The sequence below is a fragment of the Marivita sp. S6314 genome (assembly GCF_023015985.1).
Lineage (GTDB): Bacteria > Pseudomonadota > Alphaproteobacteria > Rhodobacterales > Rhodobacteraceae > Marivita.
This window is the reverse complement of sequence record NZ_JALKAO010000005.1, coordinates 1-21,042: the sequence shown is the minus strand read 5'-3', so window position 1 is coordinate 21,042 and position 21,042 is coordinate 1. Positions and strand designations below refer to the sequence as shown.

Here is a 21,042-nt window from a genome sequence, read left to right as displayed (position 1 = left end):
CATAGCTACCTCAGATCATACCGTTTGCTGACCTTGTCGACCAATTCCCCGTTGCCCAAACGTTGCTTGGGATGATGTGCGTAGTCCTCGAAGCCACGGCTTTGGTAATAGGCCAGCCCGCCACAGTTATCCGCCCGGATCGTGGCGTTGATCCAGAGATAGCCAAGGTCTTTGGCGGCGGCCCTTGAGGCGTCAAAAAGTTTCGATCCGACGCCAAGGCCCGTCTGCCCCAGTCGCACGAAACTGGCGATATCACAGGCCTCCGGCGGCAAGTCACAATGGGGTTCGACAAACTGAAACCCTAGGATGTGCCCTGTTTCGTCTTCGGCAACGTGCCACGCGGACCGATCCGGGTCGCGCCGCATCCAGTCCAGAATGGTGCGCCCGGTCAACGGATTGGTATGTGCGGTTGTACCGCCCTTTTCGATGATCGCATTCAGCAGGTCTGCCATCTGCCGTGCATCAAGATCGCCAGCGCGTCGAATTGTGATCACACCATGCGCTCCAGCAGATCGGCGTGTCTGGCCGTGTAGTCCCGACGCACTTGCACTGGTGCGCGCAAAACAATCGACAAGTCTGCAATCAGATCAAGATCGGGCGCGCCGAAAAACTTGTCCGCTTCGGCCCGAGTGAACCCGGCGATTTGCGTGGCTTCCATCCAGGCGCTGATCCGGTCAGCCTTTTTGATCTGCTTTTTCAACTTCGTCGGCGTCACCGCGGGCAGGCCAAACCGGATATGAATGGCCGCTGTCAACCGATCATCCAACGCGCCGTATCCCGGGCCCACGGCTGATTTCACCGGGGAAATCATGTCGCCAATCACGTATTCCGGCGCATCATGCAGCAGCGCGGTCAGCTTTTCGGCGGCGGTTGCATTGGGGCACAGGCGCGAAAACAGGGTTTCAACCAGCAAGGAATGCTCGGCCACCGAATACGGGTAATCCCCAAAGGTCTGCCCGTTCCAGCGCGCGACAAAGGCCAACCCATGGGCGATGTCTTCGATCTCGATATCGACCGGGGTTGGATCCAGCAGGTCCAGCCTGCGACCGGACAGCATCCGTTGCCATGCTCTGGTGGGTTTTGCCATATGGAGCCTCTTTTCGACGTGGGTAGTCCGCAGTCCCATGCTTGTAAACCACAACGCATTGCCGGTTGCCGGGTCGCGTGCTACCTGCACGCGCAACACAGCACGACATTCAGGAGCGCCGGACATGGCCAAGGATTACATCGTCAAAGACATCGCACTGGCCGGGTTTGGCCGCAAGGAACTCGACATTGCCGAAACCGAAATGCCGGGCCTGATGGCGCTGCGCGATGAATACGGCGACAGCAAGCCACTGACCGGCGCGCGCATCGTGGGCTCGCTGCACATGACGATCCAGACAGCGGTTCTGATCGAAACGCTGACAGCCTTGGGCGCCGATGTGCGCTGGGCGTCCTGTAACATCTTCTCAACGCAAGACCACGCGGCGGCCGCGATTGCCGAAGCGGGCGTGCCGGTCTTTGCGATCAAAGGCCAAACGCTGGAAGAGCATTGGGACTACCTCGACAAATCCTTCATGTTCCCAGACGGCGCGAACATGATCCTCGACGATGGAGGCGATGCGACCCTTTACGTGCTCTTGGGCGCACGCGCCGAAGCGGGCGAAGACATCATCCCCGTCCCGCAATCCGAGGAAGAAGAGGTGATCAAGAAACAGATCGCAAAGCGCATGGCAGCCTCCCCCGGCTGGTTCACCAAAACCCGCGACGCGATCAAAGGCGTGTCCGAGGAAACCACCACCGGCGTGAACCGCCTCTACCAACTGATGCGCGACGGCCAACTGCCCTTCCCGGCGATTAACGTGAACGACTCCGTCACCAAGTCGAAGTTCGACAACAAATACGGCTGCAAGGAATCGCTGGTCGACGGCATCCGCCGCGCCACCGACACGATGATGGCGGGCAAGGTCGCTGTCGTCTGCGGCTATGGCGACGTGGGCAAAGGCTCTGCCGCCTCCCTCGCAGGCGCAGGCGCGCGCGTGAAAGTCACCGAAGCCGACCCCATCTGTGCGCTGCAGGCCGCGATGGACGGGTTCGAAGTTGTCCTCCTCGAAGATGTGGTCGACACCGCCGACATCTTCATCACCACGACAGGCAACAAGGACGTCATCCGCATCGAACACATGCGCGAGATGAAGGACATGGCCATCGTCGGCAATATCGGCCACTTCGACAACGAAATCCAAGTGGCCAGCCTCAAGAACCACAAATGGACCAACATCAAGGAACAGGTGGACATGATCGAGATGCCAAACGGCAATCGTCTGATCCTCTTGTCCGAAGGTCGCCTCCTGAACCTTGGCAACGCCACAGGTCACCCGTCTTTCGTGATGTCCGCGTCCTTCACCAATCAGGTGCTGGCCCAGATCGAACTGTGGAAGAACGGCGAGAACTACGACAATCAGGTCTACATCCTGCCCAAACACCTCGATGAAAAAGTCGCCCGTCTGCATCTTGGCCGGATCGGTGTGAAACTGACCGAACTGTCCCCGGACCAGGCGTCCTACATCGGCGTCAAACCCGAAGGTCCGTTCAAGCCGGAACACTACCGGTACTAACCGATACGACGCGCGGGTCTCCGCAAAATGATGCGGTACAGACACAGCCGATGACCCTACGCGGGTTATCGGCTGTTTCTTGCTGAAATCCCTGTCGAATGAGTTGCAGGAGACGTTGATCGTGATACAGCCCCGGTCATTCAAAACTACCCTGATCCCGTAAGAAGACGCTAAATGACATCTGTCGAAGTCAGCAACAATAAGCCCAAAGGCCCCATGACCATTCTGGGCGAACCCTATGTGGGGGAAACCCTCATCGCGCGCCCGAACAGCATCAGTGATGCTGACGGCATTGATTTCGCCAGCGCGACATATCAGTGGTTGAGAGATGGCGTCGAAATTCCCGGTGCGGTTCAAGCTGAATATCTGGTGTCCGAAGCCGATGTCGCTGCGCAGATCAGCGTGCGTTTCACGTATACGGATTTCCAGGGCACCGAAGAAGTCGTCACCAGTTACCCGGAAGATCCGGTTGCCGCAGTTGGCGTCACGGTTCCGGATGACGTTCAACCCTATAATGACCTGGTCATCCTTGGGGATGCCGTGGTGGGTGAAAGCCTGACCGCGCGACCCAATGCCGTGACCGATGAAAACGGGATCGACCCCGCGTCCGTGTCGTTCCAGTGGCTTCGCGATGGCGAGGAAATCGTCGGAGCGACCGGTCAGGTCTATGACGTTACCGAAGATGTCCTTGGGGCCAAGATCAGCGTCGTATTTGCCTATACGGACCTGCGTGGCACGGACAAGTCGCTGACAAGCAACCCCAAGCCAGCGGTTGAAGCTGCACTGCCTGATCCCATCGTATTGCCGGACACAGACGCAGGTGATGCATCAAGGCTGCTTGGCACAACAGACGATGACACATTTACCGCCGCCGTTGGTCTGAGAAGCATCAGCGGGTTCGGTGAAACCGATACGGTCCATTTTGAGGGCGATCAGTCAAATTATTCGCTGATTCTTAGTGCCGATTCCGTATCTGTTTCGGATCGACGGGAAGACGGGCTAGGCACCATTATTCTCGACACGATCGAATTGATCGATTTTGGGACCGAAGTCGCGCCGTTTGATGGCCCGGTCAATCTGGATGTGTTCGCCGGTCATACCGAGCTGGAGCGCGCAGAGCTTGAATCCCTGATCGAGATGTACATCGCCTATTTCAACCGGGCCCCGGACGCGATCGGATTGGGTTTCTGGGGGTCCGCAGTTGCAGAAGGCGCATCCTTTGAAAGTGTTGCGTCGCTGTTTGCTAATCAGGTTGAAACGCAGGACATGTATCAGGCGGACACCACAAATATCGAGTTTGCGACCGCGATCTATAACAACGTTCTGGGGCGCGCGCCGGATCAAGAGGGGCTGGAGTTCTGGGTCAATGCGCTCGACACCAACGCCGTGTCGCGGGACCAGTTTATCCTGCAGGTCCTCGAAGGTGTGCATGCAAGCCCGAAACAGGATTTCGGCTACGAGTTCACCGCGCAGCAATTGGCAGACCAGCAGTACTTGGAGACCAAGGTCGATATCGGCGCGCTTTACGCCGTTCACAAAGGCCTGTCCGATGTCCAAGACGCCGCCAGCGTCATGGCGCTTTTCGACGGCTCACAGAGCAGCATGAACGCCGTGGTTGCTGCAATCAACGAGCATTATATGGACGCGATGGATCCAGAGTCAGGTGAGTTCGTGATGCAACTTGTCGGTGTTCTGGACAACGCGTTTACCGGCTAAGCCCTGAACAATATGCAGATACCCGGACATCGGCCCGGGTATCCAAATGTCAGACCTACGCCTCTTGCGGAATCCGCAAGGTCTGGCCCGGGTAGATCTTGTCGGGATCCGACAGCATCGGGCGGTTGGCTTCAAAGATCGCGGTGTACTTTGATCCGTTGCCCAGCGTCTTTTCGGCAATCGCCCAAAGCGTGTCGCCTTTTTCGACCGTGTGGAACACCGGGTCGCCGGATGTGTCCGCCTCGACCTCGGCCACGCCTTCGACATTGCCAACCGCAAGAATAACCTTCTCGCGCTCTTCCTGGCTCATGTCGCCGCCGGTCACGACCACCTTGTCGCCCTCGACCTTGATCTCGGCTCCCTTGGTGTCGAGACCCAGATCCGCGACCTCTTTTTCAAGTATGGCCGCTGTTGGCAGATCGTCCTGACCCGTCAGTTTGCGACCTGCTGATTTCATGAAACTCCAAAGACCCATCTGTCTCTCCCGTGTTGCAATTCCAAGCCAACTGTCCCGTGGCTTTCCCGCCCACTCTAGGGGGAAAACGCGCCGACGGAACGCAAAACGTGATTTTTCGTTGCCCGAGCCAAGTGTTTTTGCCACCTTCCCCCTGCATTGGGGGGCCGATCCTCCGGGATACGACGATTTTCATAGGGAGCCTGAGATGGGTAAGAGAGACGACTTGATCGCGCAATATGCGGATGATCTGAAGAACAAGTGCGGGATGTCGCCGGACATGGATTTGTTGACCAAGGTCACAATTGGCTGCGGTCCGGCGATCTACAACGCCGACGCCTCGACCGTTGCGGGCTCGCAACCGTCCGAACTGGAAACGGTTAAGAACAATTTCCTGATCAAGAAGCTGGGTCTGGCCGATGGCCCGGAACTGATGGACGCGATCAATTCGGTGATCGAAACCTATGGCAAATCCGAACGCAACAAGTACCGCGCCGTCGTCTACTACATGCTGACCAAGCATTTCGGCAAAGAGTCGGTCTACGGCTGAACCGACCTGCCAAAACTGTCGAAGGGGCGTCCAGACTGGGCGCCTTTTTTATGGCCGTCCGCCTGCGTGGGGCCATCAGCGGACATCCTGCTGTCCAGATGATTTGAGAAAAATGCAGGCCACTTCGTGTTTGGCCAAACCTGTGTTTTGAGGTAGCTAATCACCACCGGTCAGGAAGACCGAAACCATATCAGTTGACGCGCGTGGTGACTTGGGAGCGCGGGGACGGAGGGTTTCGGCGCGGGCCGGGCCCTCCGTATTTTTTTTAGAGCAGCATCAGAACCGCACCGATCACGGCGCTGCCAAAGGTTGCATAGCCTGCATCAATCAGCATCAACTGCCGGGGCCGGCCGGCAAACGCATAACAGGTCAGCAACCAGGGCGCGGCAAGAAACGCACCGATGCCAAGACCCGAGATCAGGCCTTTGCCCAGCGTATCAATGCCAGACAGGTTGAACGTGTGCCGCATCATACCCGCAACCAAAATCGCGGAAATGATGCTCAGGATATAGGGCAACGGGTCTTTCTGGTTGGCCGGTTTGCCGGTGTCATCGGTCGCAACCCCCGACGCCGCGACCCACGGTTTGGCGAAAACGCTGTACCAGACGGCGCCGAACGCCCAGGCGGCCAGACCGGCCACAATTACGGATAAGACAGACATAGTGTTCCCTCGCTGGTGGCGGGTGGCCGTATCATCGCCACCTTGAGGGACAGCTTGACGGCTAAGGCGCTAACCCGTCAAGCCAGCGAGATCACAGACAATCCGCCACTCGTCCTCTGTGACAGGCTGCACGGACAGGCGGGAATTGTTCACAAGCACCATGTCGGCCAAACGCTCATCCGCCTTGATCTGGTCCAATGACACGGGCGTTTTCACCGGCTCGACCGCCTTGATATCAACGCACTCCCAGCGCTCATCATCGGTTGTGCTGTCGGGATGCGCCTCGGCAATCACCTCGACAATGCCGACCACCGATTTCTCTTTCTGCGAATGATAGAAAAAGCCCCGGTCGCCTACGGACATCTCGCGCATGAAATTGCGCGCCTGATAATTGCGCACGCCATCCCATTCTTCACCCGCGTCGCCCTTAGCAACCTGCCTATCCCAGGACCAGGTCGAGGGCTCGGATTTGAACAGCCAGTATTTCATCGCTGAATGACCCGTTTCCACGGGATCAGGTCAACGCTCTGGAACAGCTCCGCCTTGGCATAGGGGTCGTTGTCGGCCCAATCCCGTGCCGCAGCGAGGTCTTTGACATCCAGCACGATCAGAGAGCCGATCATCTGGTCAGCCTCATCCAAAAGCGGTCCGGCTTGTTCCACAACACCGGTGGCATCCAGATAGGCAAGATGCGCGTCCCGGTTTGCTTTGCGAACCTCAAGCGCACCAGCCTTGTCGCGGGCAATCAGAGCAATGAGCATTTATTCTTCCTTCAATGGGCGTGTCATGAGTGTGTGAATGGCGTCAGCGATTGAGATCGATCCGTCAAGAAGATGCGTGACCATTTCCGTGATTGGCACCTCCAGCCCGCGCTGGCGGGCAAGGTCAACCATCGCGCGCGCCGTCGCGGCCCCTTCAACGGTGATCGTGGGGTCAAACCGTTCGCCACTGCCCAGCGACAGACCCAGCCGGTAATTGCGGGACAGGTCCGACGTACAGGTCAGCGTCAGATCGCCTAGTCCGGACAGACCCATCATCGTTTCGGGCTGTGCCCCGAAGGCCGCCCCGATGCGTTGCATTTCGGCGAATCCCCGTGTCAGGGTCGCGGCGCGCGCGCTGTCACCCAGCCCGGCGCCGATCACCGCGCCCGAGGCAATGGCGATCACGTTCTTCAACGCCCCGCCCAGTTCCGCGCCAACCGTGTCAGTGGTGCGGTAAAGCCGCAGCGTTGGTGTCGTCAGAAGGTCCTGCAATGCGGCGCCAACGGACCGGTCTTCGCAGGCCAGCGTCAGGGCGGTGGGCCGCCCGATGGCAATGTCTGCCGCAAAGCTGGGTCCTGTCAGGATCGCTGTCTTGGCGTTGGGCACGGTTTCAGACAGAACGCCTGTCGGGCCAAGCCCGGTGGTCAGCTCAATTCCCTTACAGCAGGCCACCAGAGGCACATCAGCCAATGTCATGTCCGCGATCGCAGGTCTGAGATGCTGCAACGGAACGGCGATCAAAAGCGCCTCGCTGTCCAAAAGCGCGTTGTAATCGGCGGTTACGGTCAGCTGCGTCGGAAACGCGGCATCCGGCAAATACCGACTGTTGCGTCTGTGCTGCGCCATGGCCGTTGCGTGCTCTTCGGATCGCGCCCAAAGCCTGACGGGCACGCCGTTCTGGGCCAACGCAATGGCCAATGCCGTGCCAAAGGCCCCGGCTCCCATGACGCCGATCATGCTTTTGCCCCTTTCTTTCCGCTGCCCAGCGCGGCGGGTGCGCTTTGGTCCAGCGGCCAGCGCGGGCGCGCCGACAGGGACAGGTCATCCGCCCCGTCCATGGCAAATCGTTCGGCCCCGGCATGCGCGATCATCGCGGCATTGTCCGTACACAAGGCGAGCGGCGGCGCAACAAAGGGGATATCGCGCGCCTGCGACAGCGCTTCCAGCGCGTGTCGTAGCGACGTATTCGCGGCCACCCCACCTGCAACGGCAAAGCCGGTGATGTCCGGTGCCGCATCCAGCGCGCGGCGGGATTTTTCGGTCAGAACATCGCGCACAGCGGCCTGAAAGCCCGCGCACAGGTCGTTGATGTCTTGCGCATGCAGCCCGCCCTGATCCGCAATCAGGGCATCGCGCTGGCGCAGCAACGCCGTCTTCAGGCCGGAAAAAGACAAATCGCATCCCGGCCGGTCCAAAAGCGGGCGCGGAAAGGCAAACCGCGTCTCATCGCCGTCTGTTGCGTGCTGTTCAACCGATGGCCCGCCCGGCTGCGGCAACCCCAGCAGGCGCGCGGTCTTGTCAAACGCTTCGCCCGGCGCGTCGTCAATCGTGCTGCCCAGCCGTTTGAACGATGTTGGCCCATCCACCTTGAGGAACTGACAATGCCCGCCGGACACCAGAAGGATCAGGTAGGGATAAGCCAACCCATCGGTCAGGCGGGGTGTCAGGGCATGCCCCGCCAGATGATTGACGCCGATCAGGGGTTTGCCTGTGGCGGCACTCAGCCCCTTGGCCATCATCACCCCGGACAGCACACCGCCAATCAGACCGGGCCCTGCCGTGACAGCAATCGCGTCGATTTCGGCCAGCGTGACGCCTGCGGTGTCCAGCGCCTGTTCGACGCAATGGTCCAGCTTTTCAGCATGGGCCCGCGCCGCGATTTCCGGCACCACGCCGCCAAACGCCGCGTGCAGCGCGGTTTGGTCGGCAACAATCGAAGACAGGATGGAACCGTTGCGCACGACGGCGGCTGCCGTGTCGTCACAACTGCTTTCCAGTCCAAGAACAGTAAGGCTCTGGTTCATCAGACTTCTCGTTGCACCCATGGGGTTGAGCAGTTACCACCCTTGGGTGCTGCTCACAACAACCGGGACGGTATGGCTGACACGCGCCCTCTCTTACTTCTGACGCGCCCAACGGCGTCGTCTCAGGCGTTTCGGGATGCGTTGTCAGAGCGTGCGCGAGCGTCCGTGGACGTGGTGATCAACCCGCTGTTGTCGATCCATGTCACCGGGCCACTACCCGATCTGGCGGGTATGACGGGCCTGATCTTCACCTCTGCCAATGCGGTTCTGGCCTACGAATCGCTGAAAGGGCCGATCCTGGACATTCCGGTGATCGCCGTCGGCGAGGAAACCGCCAAGGCCGCGCGGGGGCTTGGATTTTCCGTCCGGGTGGCCGCAGGCACGGCAGACAGCGTGTTTGGGCTGATCGTGGAAGAGAGGTTCGACGGACCCCTGATGCATCTGCGCGGCGAAATTGCCATCAGCCCCCTGGCACAGCGGTTGACCGACGCGGGCGTGAAAACATTTGAGGCGGTTCTATATGAACAAAGACTCGAAAAATTCTCCTTAACGACAAAGGAAGCTTTGTCGCAAGACAGACCCACCATTGCGCCGGTATTCTCGCCCAGAACAGCGCGCCAGTTGAAAAGCGAATCGGAGGGATTGGGCGCGATGTGGTTTGCAGCAATCAGCCCAGCGGTCGCAGACGCGTTGCCGCAAGGGGGGCAGTGGCAAACACGGATAGCCGACGCACCGGGCCGCAAGGACATGGTGCGCTTGGTGGAACAAATGATCACGGAAACCGTTACGCTTGAGCGATCAAAGCAGCGGTTGTAAGGTATAGTTGACAGTCGTGTCTTGTGAACTAGACAGATTCGAAGGAATAAGCGGTGGCGAAACGCAGAAGTACGGATAAATCCCCCAAGAACGAGACTGAGTCCAAGGTTGACGCTTCGGACGTGACAGACGCCATCGCAGAAGACGCGGCTTCGTCGGACACAGCGGAAACCGATCCGGTTGACGCCTCTGCAGAGGATGTCACCGACCCGCCCGAGGCCTCCACCGACGCGGATGCGGACACCGTGGCGTCCGACACCGGCGAAGACACCGTCAGCTCTGACGATCCGATTGAATCCGCCGAGCCAGCGGATGACACGCTGAATGCAGACGGGGATGACACTTCGCTCGAAACACATCTGTCGGATGACAGCGTGTCCGCCGAAACCGACATCGCCGTCGATCACCTGACCGAGGAAGAGGCGGAAAAACTGATCGTGGAGGCAGAGACGGTCGATCCGGTGCACGAGGACCCCGATCTGACAACCGTGCCCGATGATGCGGTGGTGCCACCTCAGGTCATCCGTGAGACCACCATTGAACGCAAAGGCGGGTTTGGGTCCATGCTTGTCGGCGGTGTGGTTGCGGCCGCACTGGGCTACGGGGTAGCGGCCTACGTGTCCCAAAATGTCTGGCCCTTCCAGTCGGCAGATGACGGGTTTGAAACCGAAATGCGCGACGCGCAGGCGGCGCAGGCTGAAACATTGTCCGGCATCGCAGACCGCGTTGGCGCATTGGAAGCGGTGGAGATCCCCACGGTCGATTTTGGCCCGGTCGAAGAACAGATCGCGTCGGTTCAAGCCACCGCGACCGATATCGCGTCCCGGCTTGACGGCTTGGCAGATCGCGTGGACGCGCTGGAGCGTCAGCCGATGGAACAGGCGGTGTCGCCCGAAGCCATCGCGGCCTATGAACGGGCTCTTGCAGACCTTCAGGCCGAGGTCGAAGCGCAGCGCGCCGAAGTGGCCCAGATGGCGGAAGAGGCTATGCAGGCCGAAGGCAACGCCGAAGAAAAGGCACAACTCGCTGCGTCACGCGCCGCCTTGGCCGATCTGACAACAGCGCTGGAAACGGGGTCCGGCTTTAACGAGGCGCTGGGCGTGTTGTCCGCAAACGGGGTCGAGGTGCCAGAGGTGTTGAGTGCCAATGCCGAAACAGGCATCGCCACGCAATCCGGGCTGATCGAAGGATTCCCCGAGGCCGCCCGCGCTGCCTTGGCCGCGGCGCGCAGCGTTGAAACGGAAAGCGCTGAAGGGACAAACCGGGTCGCCACGTTCTTTGCCAACCAGCTTGGGGCACGGTCCGTTGCGCCACGGGAAGGCGACGATCCGGATGCGGTTCTGTCGCGTGCCGAAGCGGCAGTGCGCGCGGGTGATCTGTCCACCGCATTGACCGAGGTTTCGGCGCTGCCCGAAGCTGCTCAAAGCGCGATTGCCGATTGGCAGTCCAGCGCACAAACACGCCTTGAGGCGAAAACGGCTGCGGATACACTTGTCCAGCAGCTTCTTCAGTAACTAGGGGGGCGTCTGATGCTTTGGTCTCTTTTCAAGATCGTTCTGTTTGTCGTCATCGTCGCGGCCCTGACCTTGGGCGCGGGCTATCTGATGGAAAGCAGTGGTGGCATTCAGGTCACCGCCGGTGGCGTTGAATTCACACTGGGACCGCTTCAGTCGGTCATTGCCGCGCTTGTCGCGGTGTGCGCGGTCTGGGTGTTCTTCAAGCTGTTTGCGCTGCTTATCGCAACGCTGAGGTTTATCAATGGCGATGAAACGGCGATTTCGCGCTATTTCGACCGCAACCGCGAACGCAAAGGGTTCCAGGCGCTCAGCGAAGGATTGATGGCGCTGGCCTCCGGTGAGGGGCGTCTGGCCATGGCCAAGGCGACCAAGGCGGAAAAGTACCTGCACAAACCCGAATTGACCGATCTGATCACCGCGCAGGCGGCTGAAATGACGGGCGATCAGAAAAAAGCCGAAGAGGTGTACAAGCGCCTTGTTCAGAACGATGCGACCCGCTTTGTCGGGGTGCGTGGTCTGATGAAGCAAAAGCTGAACGCTGGTGACACCAATACCGCGCTTAAACTGGCGGAACGGGCCTTTGCGATCAAGCCCAAGCACGAAGAGGTCCAGGACACGTTGCTGCGTCTTCAGGCGCAATGCGCAGACTGGACCGGGGCCCGCAAGACCCTGAACGCCAAGCTCAAGCACGGGTCATTGCCCCGCGACGTCCACAAACGCCGGCACGCGGTTCTGGCGCTGTCCGAAGCCAAGGACGTTCTGGACGATGGCAAGACGATTGAGGCTCAGGAAGCGGCGATTGCGGCCAACAAATCTTCGCCCGACCTGATCCCGGCCGCAGCCATGGCCGCGCGCAGTCATATCGGGCAAGGCCGCAAGAAATACGCGGTCCGCATTCTCAAGAAAGCCTGGCAGGCGCAACCGCATCCTGATCTGGCAGCGGCGTTCGCCGAGATTGAACCAAACGAAAGCGCGGTTGAGCGTCTCAAGCGGTTCAAGCAACTCACGGCTATCAACCCGGATCATCGTGAAACCAAGCTGCTGCTGGCGGAACTGAACCTGGCCGCAGAAGATTTCCCCGAAGCGCGCCGGTCGCTGGGCAATCTGGCCGAGAACGAACCGGACACACGGGTCCTTGCCATCGCGGCTGCGATCGAACGGGGCGAAGGCGCGTCCGACGCGGTCGTGCGCGGCTGGTTGGCCCGCGCCCTGACCGCACCGCGCGGCCCGCAATGGGTGTGCGACAAGTGTAAAACGATCCACGGCGAATGGACGCCGATCTGCTCCAATTGCGAAGCGTTCGACACGCTGTCCTGGACCACCCCGCCGCAAAGCGACACAGTCCTGCCTGCCGGAGCCGAGATGCTGCCATTGATCGTAGGCGCGATTGAGGACAAGTCCGATGAACCGCCCGTCGCCGACAATGTCGAGATCATTGATCCCGACCCGGTTCAGGATGCCTCACCGGACCCGGTGGCAGAAGATGCGGAAGCCCAGCGTCCGCCACAGGAAAAAATCGCGTAAGATCACGCGTCTGAAAACGCGGCGATGGCCAGTCCTGACACGTGCAGGGCTGGCCTTTTCGTTTGGCAGACCGAGTGTGCAAGCTATGTCGCGTGGTGACCCTGAAAGGAATTCACCATGACACGAACCTGTGTCGCCGCCGCACTGCTGACACTTGGCACAGCCACGGCCAGCCTTGCCGACCTGCACGTGTCGTTCCGCGATGGCGCGCCAAAGGACACGTTTCGCATTGTGAACAACTCTGGATGTGCGACGGGGCCAATGACCCTGTCCATCGACATGACGCCGAGTGCCGGTCAGTTGATCTTTGACGTGACAAGCGCTGGTGCGGGTGTCGAAGTGTTCCAACCGCTTGAGGTGACCAAGGGGGCCGATTTTCTGAACGGCAGGCCGGATGTCCTAGACGGTCAGAAGACGCTTGATCTGAACATCGCAAACCTGCCGGGGGGTGCAGAGATCGCGTTTACCATTGATGTGGACGACACGATGGGCGCGCAGGAAATCACCGTGAACGGATCAGAGATGAGCGGTAGCACCGTCGCCGCAACGCTGGCTGCGATGCGCGTTGACGCCACGTTTGATGCCTCTGCCATCGCCAAAATCGCAACGCCGGCCTGCACGTCCTGATCGGGTGATTGTCCGGAAAGAAAAAGCGCCATTGTTCGCAATCAAGAAACAGTTTGTCTCTCAAAATTTAAGATACATACATATTGCATCTTAAATTCCCCACCCCATTTTTCGACATAATGGGGATGACATGACACAAATGCTTGATCACACAACGCATGCTCTGCCACTCGATGCCATGGTGGCTTCCAACCGCTTACGGTCCGATGGGATACTGTGTCACCAAGGCCTGCGTTTCTGCAAAGAACAGGATATTCCGAAGGGTTTTGATCCGCTGCAGGGCGGGTGGGTGCCCTTGGATGTCATTGATGATCTCGCCCCTGCTTCGCCGGACAGCGTTCCCGGGTCGCTTGACCTGCGCTTACGCAACTGGGCGCTGTCAGATGCCCCACGCTACGTCGCGCTTTTGGATGACCCAAAGCTGTGGGAGGCGCTGCCCGAACCCTACCCCGATCCGCTGACCCTTGATATGGCCGAAGCGCTGATCGACCTTTCCAATAACAGCAACCATCACCGTGTGTTTGCGGTGCTCAATCAGGGCGTACCCGTTGGTCAGATCAGGGTGGCCTTCGACGGTGACGACACCGAGTCACGTACGGCCGAAATCAGCTACTGGATCGGTCGTGACCATTGGGGACAGGGCATCGCAAGCGCCGTGGTGTCGTCTTTCGCGCGGCGGTGTCTTGCGGATGATCCGAACCTGTCGTCTTTGATCGCGCGGGTCAAAGACGGAAACGCGGCGTCGTTCCGCGTGTTGCAAAAGGCCGGGTTCGCAATCGACGGTCCGGACAGGACACCGGGTTGGACGCGTCTGCGCAAGGCGCGGTAAGCGGCTTTAACCCAGCTCTTTCAACCCCAAACGCACCGCGCGGTTGGGGTTTTGTTCCAGAATATAGGCGCCCAAAGACTTGGCCAGATCGGTGTGGCCCTTATCCACCGCGCGCTTGAACAGCTCACGCTGATAGCGCGGAAAGCTGCGGCGTTGGCGAAGCATCTGGTAATACGCGTCGCTGGTCAGCGTGCCGTTCAGTGCACCAAGGATGATCGGGCTGAGGATGCCCATCTGGTTCAGCGAACTGCCCAGACGATGCCCCAAGAGCGGCGCGCGCAGATGCTGCACGTTCTTGTTGGTGAACCGTGCAGCATGTTGCGCGTCCAGCGGCTCATACGGATCAAACAGGATCGACACCCGGTTCGCCGCCTTGCTGACCTTGGCCGCATCGCCGTATTTGCCGGTGAATTTACGGTCCCAGACCACCTTGTAGCGCGTTTCCCAAGGCACGACCTTCTTGTCCACCGTAGACTGGGGCGAGATCGCCACCACATCACATCCCGGCGCGGCAGGAGAGAACGCGCAGGCCGCATAGCCGCCCATCGACGCACCGTAAAAGACGACGCGTTTGAACTGTTCGAAGAAGCCTGACGTCTTGAGATCATCGAACTGATCGTACACCCACTCTTCGCGATACCAGGTCCAGCCACCCGCCAGCACCCCCAGCATCGACCAACCCTGATCCTTGATGAACGAATACCCCCACGGGCGGCGGTCCTCGCGTTTCGTCATGGCGATGTCGAGGTTGTCGAACGTCACGACCAGCGTGTCTGGATCACGCGGTACAAACAAGAAGCTATGGCCATTGGTGCCGGGCCGATACCAGCCGTCTTTGCCTGCCAACTGTGTTGCGATGTCGTCCCATGTGTCGTCGGCAACGGGTTCGGGCGGATTGGGTGTGACCCGAATGCGCGTGACAGGCTTTTCGTCGTCCTCGTGCGTCGAAAGCTGCACGTTTGACCCATACGCCTTGAGGAACGGAAACGCGCCTGACCCGCGCCGCACGTCCATGAACACGCGGGTGTCGGAATGCACGCAGCGCTGCAAAAACATCTCTAGGAAAGGGGTTTTCCACTGATCGCCAAAGCCGTTCAGATTGCAGAGCACATCAACAGGCCGCAGATCCTTTTCAGAACGGATCACCTTGATGCGATCAGGATCGACCTCGTTGTCGGTCAGGAAGGTGATGTAGTCCGCAAGCCACGGCATGTCCTCGTCTTTGAACTTCGCGCGGCGGTTGGTGTTCACCAGGTGAATGTCGCAGTCGAACTTGTGGTAGAGCGCCAGAACAAAGCTGCGCGCTTGGCCTGTCAGGTCAGCGACGGTCGACACCTCGTTCAAATCAAGCTCATCAATCAGCGCGCCGTCAAAGGTTTGCTTGCCCCGTCCCTTGATCGGAGCCAGCGCGGGGGTGATGCCATGTTGCTGCACCAGCTTTTCCAGATAGGACCCCTTGGGCGGCAACCCGTTGTGCAGATTGCCCAACTGCCGCTTGTTCGATGCCCAAAGGTGCAGCGCGGTTGTCTCGTCGGTGATCAGCCCTTCGGCCAGTTCGGCCCGGCGCATGAACTTGAACCGTTCGCGGAAAGTGATCGGATAAAAGGCGTTGAGCGGTTGCACATGCTCTTCCAGATCCAACGCGTGGACGTAATGGGTGATCATCATCGGCCCCCACACGCCCCACGGCTGTTCGGTGATATGCACCGGCTTGCCGCGCTCCGCCTTCTTGCGCATCTCTTCTTTCCGTTTCTTGGGCAAAAACGGCGCGATGGAAAACCGGTCGGACGTGAAGTCCAGCATCTGCTTTAGCGCAGGACTGTCCGCAGGCAGGCCCAGCACCGCGTTGTTCACACGGTGTTCACCGGGCAGTTCGTATCCGAACACGTAGTCGCTGTCATAGTCCATGGGACGGAAACAATAGACGTCGGTATCGATCCAGATCATGCTGGGGTTCTGATGGATCATGTGCAGGCGGAACCAGTCGGCAAACAGGGCAAAACTGTTCTTTTGTTCGTACTTGATGAAATCGTCGGTATCTATGATCTCGCGCCCGTCGCGCCGGATCACACCGTCCGGCACGTTGGGGATGTCTTCATAACTGAACAGGGTGATCTTTTGGCCTTTGTCCACAAAGGACTTCAGGCACAGCTGTTCCATCCAGGACAGCGGTCCCCCGATCCAAAGCGTTCCAACCTCGCGGGTGCGTGGCATCTGCATGTCCTCAATTGCGCGCAACTTCTTTGTGGGTTGCGTCGATTACCCAAAGCCTACGAAATGAAATACCGTTTGGGTAGCCTGCGTGACTTTTGCGTCAGTTTTTCCCCGATCCGTGGCGGCAGGGCCATGTCGCTTGCGCCAGGCCGGGGCTGTGCGGTACTTTTTCCACAGCAGAAACAATGGCGGTCGATCAATGAACCGCTGACTCGAGGCACAAATGAGCAAAGACACCTACACGGTTGTCTCGACCATGAAGAATGAGGGGCCCTATATCCTTGATTGGGTCGCGCATTACAAAACCCTTGGGTTCGACCACATCCTTGTCTGCACCAATGATTGCACCGACACGACGGTGGATATCCTGTTGCGTCTGCAAGAGATGGGGTTGGTCACACAGCACAACACCATCGTGCGTCGCGCCGGGATACACCGCAGCGCGTTGCGCCAGGCCAGCCGCCGTTATGACATCGTGATGGATGCCAAATGGGTGTTTGTCTGTGACGTGGATGAATACCTGAACATCCATATGGGTGACGGGTCGGTGCAGGATCTTGTGGCAGGGTCTGGTGACACTGCCGATGTCATCTCGGTGCCCTGGCGCGTCTTCGGACCGGACGGGATCGAGAAATTCGCCGACAAACCGGTGACCCAGCAATTCAAGATGGGCGAGCTTGAGTGGGATGCGAAAGACCGTCCTGACACCGGAAAGTTCGTCAAGTCTTTGTACACCAACCAACACAAGTTCCAGCGCATGGGCCTGCACGCGCCGGTTTCGCTGGAAGATCATGTTGGTGACACGCTCCGCGTGCTTCCGGGTGGTGCAGAGTATATCGTGAACGGCCAGCGCACCGACAATCCACCCTTGTTTACCCATGCGCAGGTCAACCATTACGCGCTGCGGTCAATGGACAGCTTCCTTGTCAAACGCGCGCGCGGCCGGGCCAACCATTCGCATCATGTGTTGGGGATGGAGTATTGGGAGCGATTCAATCTCAACGATGAGAAAGACACATCGATTGATCGCTACAAAACCAAGGCAAGCAAACTCGCGCGCGAATTAAAGGCCGATCCGGTGTTGAAAGACCTGCACGCCCGCGCTGTGGACTGGCACAAACGCAAGGCGGCATCGCTCAAGATGGACCCGGATATGGACGAGCTGGTGGAAGGATTAAAAGCCGCGCTGTGATCTCTTACTGCGCGGCGATTTCCCATCGGTTTTGGTAATCGGTCTGATACACCTTGTCGCCTGATTTCGTTGCGCGTTTGGGTTTGCGTACAGCGTAGTTCAGGATGATCCCGCCACCGGGCAGATCGCCGGACAAACGCGGGCGTTTGCCGGTTTCATTGGGGTTGGTCGTGGTGACAACCTTGTGCGCGTACATCGGCATCAGCGGCTGCAGCGAACAGTGCAGCACCTCGTACCCCATGGTTTTTTCCCAGAACCCGAAAACCATCTCTTGATTGATCTGGTAAAACGAATGGTTGATCCAGTTGTTGCAGGGGGAATGCCCGATCAGCACCCCACTGGGTTTGAGCATCTTGTGGATGTTGCGATAGGCCGTCGGTAGATCGAAAATGTGTTCGCAGGTGCCGCCGTCATAGATCACGTCAAACTTGCGTTCGAGTTTGCGAGGCAGCTTGCCGGCCAAATCCTGAACAATGCTGGCGTTTTCAAAATCGGACACGTCGATCGAATCCACTGAGGAAAACCCGATCTTCTTGAAAAAGGTTTCCGAATACTCGTCGTCGGGATTGGCCAGTTCGTCTTCTGTCACGCCGGGCAGGTGTTCGGCCAGAACGCTTTCGAACAAAGCTGCCGAACGCTTGCGACGTTTGCCGACCCAACGTTGCCGCCCAAGCATCGCGATCTTGCCGGACAGATCGTTTTCCTTCACGGTTTCGATCAACCGCGCCGCCAGTGTATCGGGTAGTGCCATGGCCTGCTCTCTTGCTGCTTGGCGTCTTTGCGCCACTTTTGGCGATGATACATGACAGGTGGCGAACCGGGTAAATGTTATTCCCGTTTCGGCGCAGGCGGGCCAAGGGCCTGTGACTCATTTGCCATTTTTGGGATCGCCCGGCGTGTGACCGGGTGACAAGACAACACGGTTTCCCGTAGCTTTTCGCTTGTGCCGGGCCTCACAAAACAACCACGTGTGCCACGTTTCGCTAGTGTAGCAGGATGCTGAATGGCTCGATTGATCGAACGACGCATGGTGGGACACAGCCTTGGTGCTGTGACAGTTCTGGACGCGGTCGAAACCACGCGTGACGGGCAGCGACGGGTTACCCTGTTTTTTGATGCGGACAGTGATCTTACGAATTTTTCCGTGTCGGGCGGGGCAGAGCCACATCATCAGATCAGCGTCGGTGGCGCCGCGTGCGTCACGTATGACCTGCCCGCGCAAGACGACGTGACCGTTTCGGTGGATGGCAGGGATACTGAGATTGTTCCGGCCCAAGCCGATCTTGCGGTGTTCGAGGGTAAAAACACCCTTGCAGCGGTGCGCAATGGCGAAGATGCCGACACCGTTGCCACATGGCTGCGCCACCATGTTGAAACGCAGGCCCTGCAATGCGCCGTCATACTGGACCGCGCGCAACCCAAGACCGATTCCGCGTTTGTGCATCACCTCGACACGGCGATGGCCACGCTGCCGGATGATCTGACCGTTGTGATCCTGTCGAGCGACCTGCCCTTGGGCAAGCCCGACACCCCGTCCGAGGCGCACCCCTTCACGGTGCCCGAAGCCCCCGGCAAGGACCGGATGGAGATCCCTGCGCCGTCCCCATGGGACGCCCCGCTTGGTGCGATGTCGTTGTATGAAATCCTGCGCACGCGGTTCTTGTCCGATGCCCGCGCGGTGGCGAACCTTGATGTGCATGACCTTGTGCCGCTGGACAGCCCCAACATCTTTGACAGTGCCGTTGCGGCCGACGGTGGGGTGATCGCCCTGATCGGGCGGCATTGCTACCCGTGGCGCGTGCGCAAAGGCCAACCGACGCTGTTTGCCGACCATATCTGCGTGCAGTTCGACGCCAAAGGCGGCCGCCAGCGGTGGTGCATTGCGCCTGCCAAAGCGCCCGAGGCGGCGATCTGGCGGCTGATCCGGATCGGCAATGCGGCCCCGGACCGGACGCGCACGCAGCTGTTCTACCGCCACATGGCGCTGCGCCATCCGACGCCGTCGATCTCAAAGATTGTGCCGAAAACGTCGCTGATCGAACATCCGCCATTGTTAGAGATGGCCGAGGGGCATTGGGGCCACAAACCCGTCAGAATGCCTGAGTTGGAGCCTGATACGCTGCCCAAGGGCAAAGGCCGCAGGGCGATTGTCACCACGATGAAAAACGAAGGTCCGTTCATCCTTGAATGGCTCGCCTATCACCGCGCGATCGGGTTTGACGACATCATCGTCTATACCAACGATTGCACCGATGGCACGGATACGATGTTGCAGATGCTCGAACGCAAGGGGATCGTGCAGCACCGCGAAAACCCGTTCCGCGAGACTGGCCTGAAACCGCAGCACGCCGCGTTGCAGGCGTCAGAGGACGAACCCGTGATCAAGGATGCCGCTTGGGTGACGTGTATCGACGTGGACGAGTTCGTGAACATCAAGGTGGGCGATGGCACGCTGGATGCTTTGTTTGCCGCCGTGCCGGACGCCAACATGATCGCGATGACCTGGCGGTTGTTCGGAAATGGCGATGTGCATGATTACATCGACCAGCCCATCACAGAACAATTCCTGCGCTGCGCCCCAGAATTTGCCCGCAAGCCGCATCAGGCCTGGGGCTTCAAGACGCTGTTTCAGAACATTGGGCTTTTCAAAAAACTGGGCGTACACCGGCCCAAGGGCCTGAACCCTCAATTGTGGGAAGAGATCAACTGGGTCAACGGCTCTGGTCAGCCGCTTCCGCGCGAAATGTATCGCAATGGCTGGCGGTCGACGACGGACACGTACGGCTATGATCTGGTGCAGTTGAACCACTACGCGGTGCGCTCTGCCGAGAGTTTCCTGGTCAAGCGGGATCGCGGGCGGGTGAACCATGTGGATCGGGATCAGGGGCTTGCCTACTGGTTCCGCATGAACAACAACGCCGAAGAAGAGCTGTCGATCCAGACGCGGCTGCCGATGATGCGCGAAGAACTGGCGCGTCTGATGGCGGACCCCGAGATTGCACAGGCGCACCATGCGGCGGTTGCGGCGCACCGGGCCAAGATCGACGCGCTGCGCGCCACCGAGACATACGCGAATTTCTTTGCAGAGCTGACGGGCGCGCGTCTGGAAAAGCTGTCGCGTCTGCACAGTCACTTTGGGTCCAACGTGTTTCTGTCTGGCCCAGAGGTGGTCCCGGACGAGGTGCTGGACCGCGATACCGATGAAGACTGGTTCTTCACCGTCGAATTGACCGGCGAAACCGCCCATTAGACACATTGAAGGCCGCCCTTTTGGGCGGCCTGATCATCGTCCGCGACAGGTCTTTAGGGTTTGGCCTGTCGCGGGATGTGGTGTGCGGGCGTCATGGCCCGGCGGTGGCTCACTTGACGAGCGCTTGGATCACGGCGCGTTTTTCGCCTTCGCTGTCACCGGAATGGATCACCGACAGGATGGTGTTCACTTCGGCGTCGCTGAGGGTCGAGACGTCAACGCCGGGGGCGTAGGTGTCGAATTCGGACGTGTCGACGGCGGCCGAGGCGGCAAAGCCGGTGAGAACGAGGGCGGTTGTTGCGATCAG

At 59.4% G+C, this 21,042-nt stretch carries 21 protein-coding genes; 10 read left to right on the top strand and 11 right to left on the bottom strand.

From position 1 onward, the window contains the following. Positions 1-5: 5 nt before the first annotated feature. A complete protein-coding gene (locus MWU54_RS14295) occupies positions 6-494 on the bottom strand; it encodes a GNAT family N-acetyltransferase (protein WP_247085030.1) in 489 nt (162 codons plus the stop codon). After that, on the bottom strand, positions 491-1,087 hold the full coding sequence (locus MWU54_RS14290; RefSeq protein ID WP_247085028.1) for an HD family hydrolase: 597 nt from the start codon (positions 1,085-1,087) through the stop codon (positions 491-493). The genes MWU54_RS14295 and MWU54_RS14290 overlap by 4 nt, the downstream gene beginning before the upstream one ends. Positions 1,088-1,211: 124 nt before the next feature. Between MWU54_RS14290 and ahcY the strand changes: the two genes are divergently transcribed. Both ahcY and MWU54_RS14280 read left to right on the top strand, forming a co-directional pair. After that, entirely contained in the window at positions 1,212-2,600 is a 1,389-nt protein-coding gene (ahcY, locus tag MWU54_RS14285; RefSeq protein WP_247085026.1) for an adenosylhomocysteinase, read from the top strand. A gap of 174 nt (positions 2,601-2,774) precedes the next feature. Beyond that, complete coding sequence (locus MWU54_RS14280) at positions 2,775-4,316, top strand: DUF4214 domain-containing protein (protein ID WP_247085024.1); 1,542 nt, start codon at positions 2,775-2,777, stop codon at positions 4,314-4,316. A gap of 55 nt (positions 4,317-4,371) precedes the next feature. Here MWU54_RS14280 and lysM read toward each other — a convergent pair whose 3' ends face one another. Then, the gene (lysM, locus tag MWU54_RS14275; RefSeq protein ID WP_247085022.1) at positions 4,372-4,791 is read right to left on the bottom strand and encodes a peptidoglycan-binding protein LysM; all 420 of its coding nucleotides are present in this window, start codon (positions 4,789-4,791) and stop codon (positions 4,372-4,374) included. A 187-nt stretch (positions 4,792-4,978) separates the two neighbouring features. On the opposite strand from lysM, the gene MWU54_RS14270 reads away from it, so the two are divergent. Continuing rightward, positions 4,979-5,320 (top strand): DUF2853 family protein, encoded by a 342-nt coding sequence (locus MWU54_RS14270; protein WP_247085020.1) that lies wholly within the window; start codon positions 4,979-4,981, stop codon positions 5,318-5,320. A gap of 265 nt (positions 5,321-5,585) precedes the next feature. On the opposite strand, the gene MWU54_RS14265 is transcribed toward MWU54_RS14270, so the two are convergent. From MWU54_RS14265 to tsaD, 5 genes are all read right to left on the bottom strand, one after another. After that, on the bottom strand, positions 5,586-5,981 hold the full coding sequence (locus MWU54_RS14265) for a DUF1761 domain-containing protein (protein WP_247085018.1): 396 nt from the start codon (positions 5,979-5,981) through the stop codon (positions 5,586-5,588). 69 nt (positions 5,982-6,050) lie between these two features. Further along, a complete protein-coding gene (locus MWU54_RS14260) occupies positions 6,051-6,470 on the bottom strand; it encodes an EVE domain-containing protein (RefSeq protein ID WP_247085016.1) in 420 nt (139 codons plus the stop codon). After that, positions 6,467-6,742 carry a YciI family protein gene (locus tag MWU54_RS14255; RefSeq protein ID WP_247085014.1) on the bottom strand — a complete coding sequence of 92 codons (276 nt, stop codon included), beginning with the start codon at positions 6,740-6,742 and terminating at the stop codon, positions 6,467-6,469. Before MWU54_RS14255 ends, MWU54_RS14260 begins: the two co-directional genes overlap by 4 nt. After that, a complete protein-coding gene (locus MWU54_RS14250; protein WP_247085012.1) occupies positions 6,743-7,699 on the bottom strand; it encodes an NAD(P)H-dependent glycerol-3-phosphate dehydrogenase in 957 nt (318 codons plus the stop codon). Then, on the bottom strand, positions 7,696-8,766 hold the full coding sequence (gene tsaD / locus MWU54_RS14245) for a tRNA (adenosine(37)-N6)-threonylcarbamoyltransferase complex transferase subunit TsaD (RefSeq protein WP_247085010.1): 1,071 nt from the start codon (positions 8,764-8,766) through the stop codon (positions 7,696-7,698). The genes MWU54_RS14250 and tsaD overlap by 4 nt, the downstream gene beginning before the upstream one ends. A gap of 72 nt (positions 8,767-8,838) precedes the next feature. Here tsaD and MWU54_RS14240 point away from each other — a divergent pair, with 72 nt between their 5' ends. From MWU54_RS14240 to MWU54_RS14220, 5 genes are all read left to right on the top strand, one after another. Further along, the gene (locus tag MWU54_RS14240; protein ID WP_247085008.1) at positions 8,839-9,582 is read left to right on the top strand and encodes a uroporphyrinogen-III synthase; all 744 of its coding nucleotides are present in this window, start codon (positions 8,839-8,841) and stop codon (positions 9,580-9,582) included. A 122-nt stretch (positions 9,583-9,704) separates the two neighbouring features. Beyond that, complete coding sequence (locus MWU54_RS18845; protein ID WP_247085006.1) at positions 9,705-11,096, top strand: mitofilin family membrane protein; 1,392 nt, start codon at positions 9,705-9,707, stop codon at positions 11,094-11,096. A 15-nt stretch (positions 11,097-11,111) separates the two neighbouring features. Then, positions 11,112-12,623, top strand: a complete 1,512-nt coding sequence (locus MWU54_RS14230; protein WP_247085004.1) for a heme biosynthesis HemY N-terminal domain-containing protein — start codon at positions 11,112-11,114, stop codon at positions 12,621-12,623. A 117-nt stretch (positions 12,624-12,740) separates the two neighbouring features. After that, positions 12,741-13,250: a hypothetical protein gene (locus MWU54_RS14225; RefSeq protein WP_247085002.1), complete on the top strand. Its 510-nt coding sequence runs from the start codon at positions 12,741-12,743 to the stop codon at positions 13,248-13,250. 130 nt (positions 13,251-13,380) lie between these two features. After that, on the top strand, positions 13,381-14,079 hold the full coding sequence (locus MWU54_RS14220; RefSeq protein ID WP_247085000.1) for a GNAT family N-acetyltransferase: 699 nt from the start codon (positions 13,381-13,383) through the stop codon (positions 14,077-14,079). A gap of 6 nt (positions 14,080-14,085) precedes the next feature. Here the strand turns inward: MWU54_RS14220 and MWU54_RS14215 are convergent, their stop codons facing one another. Continuing rightward, positions 14,086-16,293: a hypothetical protein gene (locus MWU54_RS14215; RefSeq protein WP_247084998.1), complete on the bottom strand. Its 2,208-nt coding sequence runs from the start codon at positions 16,291-16,293 to the stop codon at positions 14,086-14,088. A 223-nt stretch (positions 16,294-16,516) separates the two neighbouring features. On the opposite strand from MWU54_RS14215, the gene MWU54_RS14210 reads away from it, so the two are divergent. Further along, complete coding sequence (locus MWU54_RS14210; protein ID WP_247084996.1) at positions 16,517-17,485, top strand: glycosyltransferase family 2 protein; 969 nt, start codon at positions 16,517-16,519, stop codon at positions 17,483-17,485. A gap of 4 nt (positions 17,486-17,489) precedes the next feature. Here the strand turns inward: MWU54_RS14210 and MWU54_RS14205 are convergent, their stop codons facing one another. After that, positions 17,490-18,236 (bottom strand): class I SAM-dependent methyltransferase, encoded by a 747-nt coding sequence (locus MWU54_RS14205; RefSeq protein WP_247084994.1) that lies wholly within the window; start codon positions 18,234-18,236, stop codon positions 17,490-17,492. Between the two features lie 252 nt (positions 18,237-18,488). Between MWU54_RS14205 and MWU54_RS14200 the strand changes: the two genes are divergently transcribed. After that, complete coding sequence (locus tag MWU54_RS14200) at positions 18,489-20,735, top strand: glycosyltransferase family 2 protein (RefSeq protein ID WP_247084992.1); 2,247 nt, start codon at positions 18,489-18,491, stop codon at positions 20,733-20,735. 109 nt (positions 20,736-20,844) lie between these two features. Here the strand turns inward: MWU54_RS14200 and MWU54_RS14195 are convergent. Then, positions 20,845-21,042, bottom strand: a 198-nt coding sequence (locus MWU54_RS14195) for a hypothetical protein (RefSeq protein WP_247084990.1), incomplete at its 5' end; no start/stop codon positions are given.